Origin of the sequence: Kineosporia corallincola, from assembly GCF_018499875.1 — a bacterium.
GTDB classification, from domain to species: domain Bacteria; phylum Actinomycetota; class Actinomycetes; order Actinomycetales; family Kineosporiaceae; genus Kineosporia; species Kineosporia corallincola.
Genome location: NZ_JAHBAY010000011.1, coordinates 118241 through 131852 on the forward strand (window position 1 = coordinate 118241; position 13612 = coordinate 131852).

The 13612-nt window shown below is 71.0% G+C and carries 10 protein-coding genes; 3 read left to right on the forward strand and 7 right to left on the reverse strand.

Features of this window, described 5'->3' with window-relative positions:
* Positions 1-15: 15 nt before the first annotated feature.
* Positions 16-1638, reverse strand: a complete 1623-nt coding sequence (locus KIH74_RS24720; RefSeq protein WP_214158542.1) for a hypothetical protein — start codon at positions 1636-1638, stop codon at positions 16-18.
* Between the two features lie 1256 nt (positions 1639-2894).
* Here KIH74_RS24720 and KIH74_RS24725 point away from each other — a divergent pair.
* On the forward strand, positions 2895-5189 hold the full coding sequence (locus KIH74_RS24725; protein ID WP_214158543.1) for a putative bifunctional diguanylate cyclase/phosphodiesterase: 2295 nt from the start codon (positions 2895-2897) through the stop codon (positions 5187-5189).
* 12 nt (positions 5190-5201) lie between these two features.
* Here the strand turns inward: KIH74_RS24725 and KIH74_RS24730 are convergent, their stop codons facing one another.
* Both KIH74_RS24730 and KIH74_RS24735 read right to left on the reverse strand, forming a co-directional pair.
* Positions 5202-6014 (reverse strand): CPBP family intramembrane glutamic endopeptidase, encoded by an 813-nt coding sequence (locus KIH74_RS24730; protein ID WP_214158545.1) that lies wholly within the window; start codon positions 6012-6014, stop codon positions 5202-5204.
* On the reverse strand, positions 6015-6920 hold the full coding sequence (locus KIH74_RS24735) for an NAD(P)H-binding protein (RefSeq protein WP_214158547.1): 906 nt from the start codon (positions 6918-6920) through the stop codon (positions 6015-6017). It lies immediately after the preceding gene.
* Between the two features lie 226 nt (positions 6921-7146).
* On the opposite strand from KIH74_RS24735, the gene KIH74_RS24740 reads away from it, so the two are divergent.
* The gene (locus KIH74_RS24740) at positions 7147-7548 is read left to right on the forward strand and encodes an FAD synthase family protein (protein ID WP_214158548.1); all 402 of its coding nucleotides are present in this window, start codon (positions 7147-7149) and stop codon (positions 7546-7548) included.
* Positions 7549-7992: 444 nt separating this feature from the next.
* Here KIH74_RS24740 and KIH74_RS24745 read toward each other — a convergent pair whose 3' ends face one another.
* From KIH74_RS24745 to KIH74_RS24755, 3 genes are all read right to left on the reverse strand, one after another.
* Entirely contained in the window at positions 7993-10044 is a 2052-nt protein-coding gene (locus tag KIH74_RS24745; protein ID WP_214158549.1) for an NAD-binding protein, read from the reverse strand.
* Complete coding sequence (locus KIH74_RS24750) at positions 10044-10430, reverse strand: DUF6394 family protein (RefSeq protein WP_214158550.1); 387 nt, start codon at positions 10428-10430, stop codon at positions 10044-10046. Before KIH74_RS24750 ends, KIH74_RS24745 begins: the two co-directional genes overlap by 1 nt.
* Positions 10431-10515: 85 nt before the next feature.
* Positions 10516-11763, reverse strand: coding sequence for an MFS transporter (locus KIH74_RS24755; protein WP_214158551.1), 1248 nt, complete (start codon positions 11761-11763; stop codon positions 10516-10518).
* 87 nt (positions 11764-11850) lie between these two features.
* Here KIH74_RS24755 and KIH74_RS24760 point away from each other — a divergent pair, with 87 nt between their 5' ends.
* Positions 11851-12687, forward strand: coding sequence for a phosphatase PAP2 family protein (locus KIH74_RS24760; RefSeq protein WP_214158553.1), 837 nt, complete (start codon positions 11851-11853; stop codon positions 12685-12687).
* Positions 12688-12692: 5 nt separating this feature from the next.
* Here KIH74_RS24760 and KIH74_RS24765 read toward each other — a convergent pair whose 3' ends face one another.
* Positions 12693-13550 (reverse strand): LysR family transcriptional regulator, encoded by an 858-nt coding sequence (locus KIH74_RS24765; protein WP_214158555.1) that lies wholly within the window; start codon positions 13548-13550, stop codon positions 12693-12695.
* Positions 13551-13612 lie beyond the last annotated feature (62 nt).

A 13612-nucleotide genomic window follows, 5' to 3' on the forward strand; every position in this document is an offset into this window, starting at 1 on the left:
TCACCGCTGTTCCGCTCATATCACCGCGTACGAGTAGCAGACCCGGTCACCGCGCAGGTGGCTCCGGATCCGGCCGGTCTGCTGGAGCACCATCAGGGCGTGTGCCACGTCGTCCCGGTCGAATTGGGTGCCCAGGATGATGTCGACCACGTCCAGCTGGAGCCAGGGCCGCCGGGCCAGGTAGGTCATCACCTCACGGGCCGTCCCGACCCGGTCGGCGTTCGGCGCGAACCCCCGGGCCGCCGCCGCGGGGCGGCGGCTCTCCGGGGGCTTCGGCGGTGTCGGCTGGGTCTGCTCCGGCGCGTTCTGGCTCTGTCGTGGCTGGTGCTGCCGGGGGCGGGGGGTGGTGGTCGGGATGCGGGTGGCCCGCCCCGCGGGTGCCCGGGGCGGTGCCAGCGAGGCCAGTGCCGATGCCAGGGACGACGAGAGCCGAGGTGCGGGGACCGGCGCCGGCGTGCGGACCGGCGCCGCGGGCCCGTTCCGGTGCGGTGCGGGCGCGGTCCGCGTCCGGTTGCCCGGCCTGGGCGTCCCGGTGCTTGAGGACGACGAAACCTCCGATCCCCCAGCCGGATTCCGTATGCCCTCGGCCCGCCTGATCCCCTGCGCGGCGTTGTTCCCGTGCGCGCGGCCCTCCGGGTGTCCCGTGCCGGTGTCGGTGGGCGGCGCATCGCCGGAGCGCAGGGCCGCTGCCACGGCCCGGGTGAATGCGTTGGCCCCGGGGAACGTTTCGGACGGCGCGGCGCTGGACCCGGCTGCGGGGTCGGCGCCGGTGCCTGCGCCGGTGGTGAATCCGGTGGTGAATCCGGTGGCGGGATCGAACTCCGCTGCCGGATCGGATCCGGGGCCGGGATCCGTCCCCGCCGCGGTCTCGATGCCGGTCGCGGTCCTGATCCGGGCAGCGCTGATCCTGGCCGCACTGATCTGGGCGGCGTTGATCTGGGCGGCGCTGGTCTGGTTGGTACTGGCCGGGGCGGCTTCGGTCTGGCCGACATCGGTCTGACGGGTGCCGGTCCGGCCGGCACGGGTCTGAACCGTTCCGGCCGGCGCGACGTCACCGACTCCTGCCCCCGTCGAGCCGTGCTCGGCGTAGGCGCGGGTCGCAGTGTTGCGCCGGCCGGTCTGGAGGGCGCGGTCGTAGCTGCCGGCCGCGGGCGCGGAGCGCTCGCCGAAGGTCTCGCCCCCTCGGTCCTGACGGTGGAGACCGTGCTGGAAGTCGTTCTGGTCAGCGGTGATCGGGTCCGGTCCGCGTCCGGCGGGATCCGGGCGGCGCATGCTCCTGTCGCTCCCGGACGCAACCGTCGGCCACTCATCGGCATGCGGCTGCTCGAACGGCGCCTCGTGATCACCCCACGTGCGAGGACCCGCGTCCGGATCCCCGAGGTAGGGGGAGCTGGGGACGTTTGTCTCGTCGTCCGTGCGCGGAAGCCAGTTGTCGCCGTACCGGCTGTCGACGGGGTCCTCCTCGTCGAACCAGTCTTCGGGGGAGAGACTTTCGGGTTCCGGAGTGCCCACGAACTCGGGACGCCCGTCCCACCCTCCCTCCGCCGTCCCGTACGGATCGTGCCACGGACCGGCCTGTTCCTGCGGGAACGCCCCGAACTCGACCTGATCCTGGTCTGGAAACCTGTTGCCCGACATGGGATCACCGGAGACGTCCGGGAACCGGTAAGGAGGAGGATTTGTAAAAGGATCATTCTGTAGGGCTTCACCGGAGGGCGGTGCGTCCCGGATGTGTTCGGTGTGCAGGGGGCCTGTCCGGCGCCGGGTGTCATCGTTGTACCGGGCGTTCCGGAGCGGGGGATACGTGTAATCGGTGTCCTGGGTGGGATCACCCGCACTGGGGTAGCCGTAGCCGTCATCGAGGTTCGCTCGGTAGTCGTCCCCCGTCCTCGCCGCGTAGAGATATCCGGCCCCGGAGGCGTAGGGATTTTCCGTTGCATAGGGGTTGGTGCCGTATCCGCGCCCGGCGTCCGCCTCGCGGCCGTCGAAGGAATTCGCTCCGTAGCTGCCGACGGGCCCAGTCGGGTAGCCCCGGAAATGCTCCGCCTCATGGTCGCCGGCGGGCCCCGCCTCGTAACCGCGTGCGGGCCCTGTTCCGTATGCATCGCCGGGCCTCACCCCATGACGCCCGCCGGGTCCTGCGTCGTAAGCGTCGGCGGGCCCTGGCCCGTAAGCGTCCGCGGCGCCCGCTCCGTAAGGGTCCGTGGCGCCCGCTCCGTAAGGGTCCGCGCCCGCTCCGTAAAGGTCCGCGCCCGCTCCGTAAAGGTCCGCGCCCGCTCCGTAAAGGTCCGCGGGGTCTTCTCCGTAAACGTCCGTCCCGTAAACGTCCGTCCCGTAATCGTCCGCGGCGCCCGCGCCGTAAGCGTCCTCTGGTCCCTGGCCGTAAAGGTCAGTCCCGTAAGCGTCCGCTGTCCCTGGGCCGTAACCGTCCGCACCGCCGATCCGGTAAGCGTCGTCCCGCCCCGGCGACATTGCTCCGGGAATGGCGGAATCCCCGGAGAGTGCTTGATCCCGAAACGATTCGTCGGGGCCGTCCGCGCCCCACTGCGTCTGACTGGAATGCCGCAGGGCTCGACGGTCGCGGCGACGCTGGTACTCCGACACGCCGCGACTATAGCTCTGGGTATTTGATTCACAGCGCTATGTGTTCGCGACACTACGTCAACCTTCGTCCGGGCCCGGGAATTATCCGGAAAACCGGGCAAAAGCAAGGGGCTTCAGCCGGTTCCGGCGATCGGATCCGAGCTTCTGTGCCGAGTGGCCCGTCCACTCCGGGAAAAACCCGCGAGATAGTTCAAAGAGCCTTATTCCGACGGTGACTCACGGCAGCTTCAGGTTCCGGGGGAGTGCGTCGAAGAGCCAGGCAAGTAGTGACCGCTTCGGGGAGGACATCGGTGCTGGTCGGCCGTCGTGCCTCTGATCTCGTCGTCATCGGCGGTGTGGTTCTCGCGGTGCTCTATGCGCTACGACCCGATGCCCCGGCCGGACAGGTGATCAGCGCCGTGGCCGGGCTCGGCACCGTGGCCGGGCAGCTCGCCGGGCTGTGGCTGAACCGTCCGGCCGACCGGCTGCCCTGGGTGCTGCTGGTGCTCGCCAGCATGAGTTTCCTCGGGGGCATGGCCTTTCGGCCGTGGGCGGTCGAGCAGACCGGCGTGCTCTCGTTCACCGCCGACTTCTTCGCGCTCACCGGCTACGCCCTGGCCAGCCTCGCGCTGGTGGTCATGCTGCGTCGCCGGGTGGGGGTGCAACGGCACGCGGTGGTCGACGGCATCATCGTCGCGCTCGGCGCCGGCCTGATCGCCACCGAGTTCCTCGCCCTGCCCGCGGCCCGGGTCGGCGACCGGCCCGACCTGGTGTCCCTGATGGCCGGGCTCTATCCGCTGTGGGACATCGTGATCCTGCTGCTGGTGCTCAATCTCGGCTTCTCCACCGCCGTTCGGCTGGCCAGCTTCCGGTTCCTCGCCCTGGCCATCGTCTGCCTGTTCATCGGCGACACCGGCTACGCCGTCATCGGCGCCCGCGGCGAGCTCACCGGCTCCGCGCTGCTCGACCTGCCCTTCCTGGTCGGCTTCAGCATGCTCGCGGCGGCCACCCTGCACCCGAGCATGGCCGAGATGGCCCATATCCGGCAGCGCCCGGTGCAGGCCTGGTCGGCCGTGCGGCTCAGTCTGATGGTGCCCGCCCTGGCCGCCCCGCTGGTGGTCATGCTTTCGGTCAACGGCAACAGCTCCGACAACCTGGCCCTGACGCTGGCCACCGGCGGGCTGCTCGCGGCGCTGGTCTTCCGTTCGGTCTCGGCCGTGCGCAGCAACGCGGACATCCAGCGCGGCCTGGTCTTCCGCGCCACCCACGACCCGCTCACCGGCCTGCCCAACCGCGATCTGCTCACCCAGGAGGTCGGCGAGATGCTGGCCGCCGGCCGGCCGGACGGGCTCTGGCTGCTCTACCTCGACCTGGACGGTTTCAAGCTGGTCAACGACCACTGGGGGCACGAGGTGGGCGACCTGCTGCTGATCGAGGTGTCGCAGCGGCTGAGCCGGCTGACCCGCGACCGCACCGTGTGCGCCCGGATCGCCGGCGACGAGTTCGTGATCGCCGACCACGGACAGGCGGCGGACGCCGAGGCGATGGCCGCGCGCATCCAGGAAGAACTGGCCCGGCCGATCGAGCTGCCCGGCATCGAGCTGGTCGCGGTCGCCTCGATCGGCATCGCCCCGCTCACCGACCAGCGCAACGCCGAGTCCCTGCTGCGCGACGCCGACCTGGCGATGTACCGGGCCAAGGCCGAGGGGCGCGGCCGGGCGCGGGTGTTCGACGCGGCGATGCGGCAGACCGTGCGCGAGCGGGTGGAGATCGAGCTGGCCCTGCGCCAGGCCGTGCAGCGCAACCAGCTGTGGCTGTCGTACCAGCCGCTGGTCGAGACCCGCACCGGCCGGGTGGTCGGTGCCGAGGCGCTGATCCGCTGGACCCATCCGGTGCGCGGCCCGATCTCACCGGTCGAGTTCATCCCGGTGGCCGAGGAGACCGGCCTGATCGACCAGATCGGCTCGTTCGTGCTGGAGGAGTCGCTGCGCCAGATGGCGCTCTGGCGCGACGAGGGCCTGCTGCCGGAGACCTTCTACATGTCGGTCAACGCCTCCGCCCGGCAGCTGCGCGACCACAGCCTGCGCCGCAAGATCGCCGACGGCCTGCGGGTGTACCGACTGGGTGCGGACCGGCTCAACCTGGAGATCACCGAGTCCATCCTGATCGGCGACAACGCCCAGGTGATGGACGTTCTCAGCGGCCTGCGCGGGCTCGGCATCGGCCTGTCGGTCGACGACTTCGGCACCGGCTACTCGTCGCTGAGCTACCTCAGCCGGTTCCCGGTCACCACCGTCAAGATCGACCGGGCCTTCGTCACCGGCCTCGGCGTGGACCCCGGCGACGAGGCGATCGTGCGGGCCGTCGTCGCGATGTCGGCCGCCCTGCACCTGGGGGTGATCGCCGAGGGCGTGGAGACCGAGCAGCAGCGCGACGCGCTGATCGGCCTCGACGTCGCACGGGGGCAGGGCTGGCTGTGGGGAAAGGCCGTGGGGCACGCCGAGTTCGCCGAGAAACACCTGCGGCCCGAGCAGGCCGGTGCCGACGGGACGCCCTGGACCCCGCCGGTGCAGCAGCACCGAGGCCTCGGCGTCACCCGGCCCTAGGGCGTGCCGAGCTCACGACGGGAACAGTGGCGGCAGGGTCGTCAGCATCACGGCGGACCAGGTGGCGTGGGTCGCCATCGGCGCCAGGATGCCGCCGCTGGCGCGGCGTTCCAGGCCCAGCACCGCACCGAGCAGGAACGCGGCGAACACCAGCATCGGGTTGCGGGTGGCGATCGTGGCCACGGCGTAGACCACGGTGGAGATCAGCACCGGATGGCGCCGTCCGATGGCCGCGAACAGGGCACCCCGGAAGAACACCTCCTCGGCCAGCCCGTTCAGCAGCGTCACCACCACCACGAGCAGCAGCGATCCCTCCTTCTCGTGGGCCAGCACGTGCGCCACGAAGTTTCGCAGCGGGGGGATCTCCCGCACGATCAGCGCCCCCACCACGAAGATCGCGCCCGCCATCAGGCCCAGGGCGATGCCGTTCACCAGGGGACGACGAAGAGCCCCGCGGTACGACGTCCAGCCCAGGTGCAGGGGACCGGAGGCCAGCCCGCCGACGGTCCAGACGACGGCCACCAGCAGCGTGAGCGGGTAGAACACCGGATCGCCGGGTGCGACCGACAGCGAGACGCCCAGCAACGTGGCCCCGAGCACGAGCGTGATCGCGGTGACCACGCGCCGGCGCCGGAAACCGGAGTCGGACTGCTGGTGGTCCCGGGGCACCCGTTCGATCAGCGTCGTGCGCAGAAAGGTCTCCACCGCGCGGCCGGTGGCGGTGCGGCGCAGGCCGGCCGCGGCGAAGCGCTCCAGCCGGCGGCTGGCCCGGGCCTCGAACGTGGAGCGGGTGGGATGTCCGGTGTCGTGGGGCATCTCGGGCACTCAGGCCTGCTCGGCCAGTTCGCGCTCCCGCTCGGCCAGGGCCAGGCGCACCGCCTCGTCGTAGCCGATCGTCGGGCCCGGCACGACCTCCTCGATCGAGTGGTCGTTCACCACCACCTCGTTGATCATCGAGTCGACCAGGTTGCGCCCGGTGGCCGTGTCCACGTCGGTGACCAGCGACAGCCAGCGCGACGACAGGCTCGGCGTGAGCAGCGGCACGGTGACGTTCGGCAGGCGCTTGTCCATGATCGCCGCGGCCCGGGCCAGCATGTCCCGGTAGCGCAGCACCTCCGGGCCGCCGATCTCGAACACCCGCCCCCGCGCGGCCTCCGGCTCCAGCACGCCCTCCAGGTAACGGACGACGTCGGCCAGGGCGATCGGCTGCGTGCGGGTGTTCACCCACTGCGGCGTGACCATGGCCGGAAGATGGTCGACGAGCTGCCGGGTGATCTCCCAGCTGATCCCGCCGTGCCCGACCACCACCGCCGCCCGCAGCGAGGTGACCGGCACCCCGGCGAGGGGCAGCAGTTGCTCGACCTGCCGGCGCGAGCGCAGGTGCGGTGAGAGGTTCTCGTCGTCCGTGCCCAGGCCGCCCAGGTAGACGATCCGCTCCAGCCCGGCCTGCTGCGCGGCCGACCCGAAGTTGAGGGCCGCGTCGGCGTCCTTCTGCTCGAAGTCGTCCGACTCCAGCGAGTGCACGAGGTAGTACGCGGCGTCGCAGCCGGCCAGCGCGGCGCCCAGGCTCTCGGCGTCGGAGACGTCGCCGAACACCGGATCGCCCGCACCGGAGTAGCTCTCCGGGTGCCGGGTCATCGCCCTCACGGTGTGCCCCTTACGCACCAGGCGCTCGGCCAGGTGTGAGCCGATGAATCCGGAAGCGCCCGTGACCAGCACTGTTCTCGCCATGCCCCCAGTCTCGGTGCGCTCCGGCCGCCCGGCACCCGGAGGCGGACCGGGTGATGGTTGATACCGATTTGAGTTCGCGAGGTGAGTTGGGTGGGAGCTGTGAGGCAGAATAGTTCGCTCACCGGACATACCTCGTTCACCGTGTCGCGATCATCGCTTCACGACCCGCGCGAGCGACCGTCCGTCGGCTGTCGCGTCCCCGCTGTCCCCTTACGGAGCTCGTTCAATGACGACTGTGATCACCTTCGGCACCTTCGATGTCCTGCACATCGGTCACCTGCGCATCCTCGAGCGGGCGAAGGCGCACGGCGACCGCCTGGTGGTGGGGGTGTCCTCGGATGCACTGAACATGAGCAAGAAGGGCCGCAACCCGATCTTCAGCGAGAAGGAGCGCTCGTCGCTGATCGAAGCGCTCAAGGTGGTCGACGAGGTCTTCATCGAGGAGTCGCTGGAGCTGAAGGCCGAGTACGTCAAGAAGTTCGGCGCCGACCTGCTGGTCATGGGCGACGACTGGGCCGGCCGCTTCGACTGGATCAAGGAGTTCTGTGAGGTCGTGTACCTGCCCCGCACGCCCTCCATCTCGACCACCGCGGTGATCGAGAAGATCTCCAAGCTGCCCAGCGCCTGAGACCTCCGGCGTGGAGCACGGGCGCGGTGTGGGAAAGTCGCCACGCCGCGTCCGATTTCATTTTTTATACGCGATTTATGTCGGTAATGGTGGACGACGCGAGGGGCGGCCGCGTAGATTTTAGCGACAGTGAGATTGGGTTCGCGGGGGGCGTCTTTGGGGACGGCGCACATCATCGTTGCTGGTCAGCATGGGTCCAACAGGTGGCTCATCGCTGCGGCATATTGCTTCGGATTGCTCGGGGTAATAAATCCCTGAGGCCGTAGGAATGGCTCTTCCTGGCCTGGTCATTCGTCGCCGGTCGCTTTTGACATGCTGTTGTGAGTGTTTCCAGCGTAAAACTTTCTGTCACCGCCTGATCGGTGGCACCCGCACAGGCCCTCGGGCGGTGCTCCGACCCCTCCCGGAGCGCCGCCCGAGTCCGTGTGCGGGGGCGGCGAGGCTCTACTGCGGCAGGCGTCGGCCCGCCAGCTGCCGCCAGATCCAGCTCTCCGGCATCCGGGTGCCGGTGACCACGTACTGCGCCGTGCCCTCGCTGAGCAGAGTGGTCTGGAGTTCGCGCTGGGCCACCCGGGTGCCCGCGACCAGCAGCTCGTCGTCCAGGCGCAGTTCGGTGGCGTCGGGCGGGGCGATGGTGGCCTCGCCGTCGCGCAGCAGCATGAGGGGCACGACCGGCAGTCGCTCCTCGCGGTCGTCGGGGTCGCGGAACAGGTCGCCGATGGTCAGCGGGATGCGCCGGCCGTCCGGGATGCCGCGGCGCTGCCGGGTGCGCGACGACACCGCGTCGGGGTCGAGGTAACCGGCCAGGGCCGGGGCCTGCCAGGCGTCCAGCTCCACGTTCCAGACGTCTTTCATGTACTGGCCGCAGCGGTGCTTGATGCGCTGGATCAGGTCGAGGGCCTCCTGCTCGCCGCGCTGGGGCATCTCCTCGAGGAAGCGCCACAGCAGCGGGGTGGACAGCCGGGCGTACGCCTCGCGGGCCACGATGTCGGCCGGCACCAGAAGCATGTCCAGGTGCATGGCGGTGAACAGCGACTGGTTGGTGGGCAGGTTCTGCCGGGCGGCCACGTAGAGGTCGGGGTTGCGGCGGCGGGCGGCGGCGATCAGCGACAGGTTGGTCGTGTCGTCGTCGGTGCCGGCCACGAACCCCACGGCGTGCTCGATGCGGGCCTCGTCCATCACCTCCGGCTCGGAGCCCTCGCCGTGGATCACCCGGGGCAGCTCCTCCACCGGCCGGTCCAGCTCGGCGGCGAGGAACTCGTCCGAGGGCGGGTCCGGCTCGATCACCACCACGTCGAGCCCCTCGGCCAGCAGGTCGCCCACGATCTCCTGGCCGAAACGCCCGTAGCCGCAGACGATCCACAGGCCCTCGGCGGGCGGTGACATCGGCGGCGGCTGCTCCGACCCCGGTCCGGCCTCCAGCCACGAGTACAGCCGGAACGAGGCCGGGGCGCGCAGGGCCATCCGCAGGTGGTCGCCGAACCGGTCGAACGGGTTGATCACCGTCGGCGTGCCCCAGGCCAGCATCCGGTCCTCCACCGGTGCCGAGATGGTGCGGGCGATCACCGGCAGGTCGGGACGCAGCAGGGCCGCCGACATGGTGATGGCGAGGTTGACGTCGTCGTTGTCGGTCAGCGCCAGCACGGCCTGGCAGTTCGGGTTCTTCAGCCCGGCCAGCTTGAGGTTGAACGGGTTCGAGGCGTCGGCGGTCAGGCCCGGTGGATCGGCGAAGTACTGGTCCACGTCGAGCGACTCGATCTGCGTGGGCTGCACGTCGACGGCGACGAAGCTGCGCCCGAGCTGGTCCCAGGCCCGGCCCAGCCGCTGCCCGGTGTGGCCGTAGCCGGCGATCAGCAGGAACGGGTCGCGCAGCCGGGCCACCCGGCCGGTGAACCGGCGCATGTCGAGGGCGGTGCGGAAGCCGCGGTCCTGCAAGAGCGAGAGCAGAGTACCGATGGCGTAGGCCCAGCCGACCACGGTGAGGTAGATGCTGGCCGTCATCCAGAGCCGCTGCTCCGCGGTGAACGGGAACGGGATCTCGCCGAAGCCGATCGTGCTGGCCGTGTAGCTCATCACGTAGAACGCGTTGAACAGGCCCATCCGGTGCGGCTCGCCCTCGTCGGTCTCACCCGGGGCCAGGGCCAGGCCCACCGTGGTGATGCCGAAGATGATGATCAGCACGATCAGCGGCGTGCGCATGCGGCGCATCACCAGGAAGATCGGCGCCGAGCCGGTGTCGACGCCGCGCGAGCTCAGCGGCCCGCCCTCCGGGCCGGGCAGGTCGCCGGCCTGGCGGAAGCGGGAGATCGCCGCCCAGCGGGTGGCGCCGGTGATCACCGCGTTGGTCGCGGCGGCGTCGTGATCGGGCGGGAGCGGTTCCATCGGCTCGCCGGGCGTGCGGGTGCGGCCGCCCGGGCGCCGGCCGCCGTAGCGGCGACCGGGGTGCCGGTCGTGCCACATCTCCTGCTCGGTGCGGGGCCTGTCCAGCGGATGCATCAGCGGCGGTGGAACGACACGGTCTCGATCACCAGCAGCACGACCGAGACCAGGTTGGCGAGCAGGGCACCGCCGGACAGCGACACGATGCTGGCCATCGCGTGCGCGTCCAGGCCGGAGGAGGACACGTAGTCGGCGTACACCCAGACGATGGCCGCCGTGCCCAGTTGCAGGTCGGCGACCAGGCTGGTGGCCAGGTGCACGGCACCGATCTGGGTGCGGTCCCCGAACTTGAGCACGGTGGTGATCAGGCTGACCACCACCGCCGCGTACAGCTCGTACTCGCTGTGCAGCTCGGAGTTGGAGATGTCACCGATGAAGAATCCGAAGTTCAGCGTCGCCGCCAGCAGCACGAAGAAGCCGAAGATCACTTTCTCGAGGTTCATCGACCCCTCCGGTCGAACGGGTGCGCACGGCGTCGGGCGGAAAACAGGACGGGGAGCATCCTGCACCTCACCCCAGGCCGAACGCTCACCGGGCCATGGTTGTGCCCGTCCGCCGCCCGCCGATCGCCACGGATCCGCCGACGGCCATCATCACCAGCATCCCGGCGATCAGCAGCATGGGTGCGGTCCAGGTGCCGGTGGCGGTGTGCACCGCCCCGACGATGATCGGCCCGAGCGAGGCCAGGATGTAGCCGACACCCTGGATCGCCGCCGACATCCGCCGGGCGTCGTCCGGGCTCACCGACCGGGCCACCACCACGCTGAAGATCACGGTGAATCCGCCGCCCTGGGCGAAGCCGCCGAGACAGCACCACAGCATCCACAGCCCGGGGGCCAGGGCCAGGCCCAGCGGCAGGGTGATCCAGCAGGCACAGACCACCAGCAGCGCGGCCCGCGGGCCCAGGCCCCGGCCGATCGCCCAGGGCAGGCCGAACGCCGCGAACAGCGCGGTGGCCTGGAAGAACGTGGAGCTCGCGCCGGCCTGCGCGGCACTCAGGCCGCGCTCGTCGGCGAGCAGGGTGGGCAGCCAGGCGGTGATGCCGAAGTAGCTGAACGACTGCCCGGTGAAGGCCGCGATCATGCCCAGGACCAGGCGGCGCCGCCAGAGCGGGGTGGGGTCGTGGAGCACGGGTGCGGAGGTTTTCGTCGTCCTCGAGCGGTGTTCCGCGGTGAGGGGGACGGCGCGCTGCCAGACCACGGCCGCGACCAGCACCACCACCGCCCAGGTGGCCAGCGCCCAGCGCCAGGTGAGCCAGCCGGCCAGCGGCGCCCCGAGCAGGGTGGCCGACAGCGAGCCGATGTTGAGGGCCGCCGTGTAGAAGCCGGTGACCTGGGTGGTGCGGCCCGGGAAGTCACGGCCGATGATCGCGGGCACCAGCACGTTGGTGATCGTGATGCCCAGGCCCATCACCAGGGTTCCGGCCAGTGCCGCCGCCAGCCCTCCGGCCGAGCGCAGCAGGATTCCGGCGAGGATGACGATCAGGCTGATCCGCACCGCCTGGTTGATGCCCGTGCGGCGGGTCAGCACCAGCACCAGGGGCGTGCCCAGGCCGAAGCAGATCACCGGGATCGAGGTGAGCAGGCCGGCCGTGGCGCTGTCGATGTGCAGGGCGTCGCGGATGTCGGCGATCGCCGGGGCCACGGCGATGATCGGCGCCCGCATGGTGAGCGAGACCAGCAGCACCCCGGCCAGCACCAGCAGCGGCATCGTGACGGCGGGCCGTTCCGGGGCGCGCTCGATCGGTCGGTGGGGGCCTGGCTCGGTCGTGGTCACAGGTGGCCACTCTAGAGCCGATTCATGGGATGAATTGAAGACAGGTATCGCGTCGTAGTCTTCACGCATGTCCGAGCGCGGCGACCGATGACCTACCTGCACCCCAGCTGGCAGCTCTCCGCCACCAGCGCCGTGCTCCTGACCGTGTTGTGGGGCCTGCTCACGCTGACCTCCCGCAACCGGGCCACCGAGCTGCTGCGGTCGTTCGCCCGGGAGTTCGCCGTGGTGATGACGCTGCTCGGGATCTGGCAGTACGTCGGGCGGTTCGTGCGCACCCACGTGGACGGCGCCTACTCGCACGCGGTGTGGGTGCAAAACGCGCAGCGGTTCCTGCACCTGCCCGACGAGCTGGAGCTCCAGCACCTGGTGCTGCCGCACGAGTGGCTGGTGCGGGGGATGAACTCCTACTACGCCTTCGCCCACCTGAACGGCATGGCGCTGTTCCTGGTCTGGGTCTGGTGGCGGCGCCGCGACGACTTCCGCGCGGTGCGCAACACGGTGGTCGGCACCACCCTGATCTGCCTGTTCGTGCAGGCGATCCCGGTCGCCCCGCCGCGGCTGCTGCCGAACTCCGGCTACGTCGACACCGCGCTGCTGTACGGGCAGTCGGTCTACGGCGAGTACGCCACCGGCGTGGCGTCACAGCTCACCGCGATGCCCTCGGTGCACGTGGCCTGGGCGGCCGTCGTCGGCTGGTACGTGACCCGCCTCGGCCGCGGCCCGCTGCGCTGGACCGGCGCCGCGCACCTGGTGATCACCGTGCTCGTGGTCGCGGCGACCGCGAACCACTGGTGGCTCGACGGGATCGTGGCCACCGGCATCATGCTCGCGGTGCTCACGGGTCAGTGGCTCGTCTCCCGGGTGTGGGGGCGGCTTCGAACCATGGACGACGAGGAGCCCGAGCCGTCCCCGGCCGTGGTCTGAGCGGTTCACCCGGCGGCGTACAGCTCCCGCGACAGCGTCACCAGCTCGGCCACCAGCGGCGGCGCCTCGCCCCGCCACCAGGCCAGCCACACCGGCAGCCGGCCGGCGTCGCGCACCGGGCGGTAGACGATGCCCGGGCGCGGGTACTGCGCGACCGTGGCCTCCGCGGTCATCCCCACCGCCCCGCCGGCGGCGATCATGGTCAGCCACTCGTCCACCGAGTGCGAGGGCAGTACCTGGGCCGGCCGGGCGTTCTCGGGCCACAGGTCCAGCGTGGTGGTGCCGGTGCGCCGGTCGATCGAGATGGTGCGGCCGGCGAAGTCGCCGAGCCGGACGAACCGGCGGCGGGCCCACGGATCGTCGGCGGCGACCGCGGCGAACCGGGCCTCGGTGGCGATCTGCTCGGTGGTGAAGCGGGCGTCGGCCAGCGGCCGGCGGATCACCGCGACGTCGGCCGTGCCCTCGGCCAGCCCGGCGGTCGGGGTGTTGGACTGCACCAGCAGCAGCCGGGTGCCGGGATGCCGCCGGGCCCAGCCGCGCTGGAGGCCGGTGGTGTGCCGGCCGAGTGCGGACCAGGCGAAGCCCAGGCGCAGTTCGGAGCGCGACTGGTCGACGGCCCGGCGCAGCTCGGCCACCTCGCCGAGGATGCGCCGCGCCCGGGGGAGCACCATCGCCCCGGCCGGTGACACCTCGACCCGCCGGGTGGTGCGCCGCAGCAGCGTGACGCCGAGCCCGGCCTCCAGCGCGGCCACCGCCCGGGACACCGCGGCCTGCGACACCCCCAGCTCGATCGCCGCGTCGGTGAACGTGCCGCAGTCGGCCACCGCGACCAGGCAGCGCAGCTGACGCAGTTCCGGATCCATACGCGCATCGTATGAATCCGCCGGGCCACGCATTTCCGGTTCCCGCCGGTAGTCCGCACAGT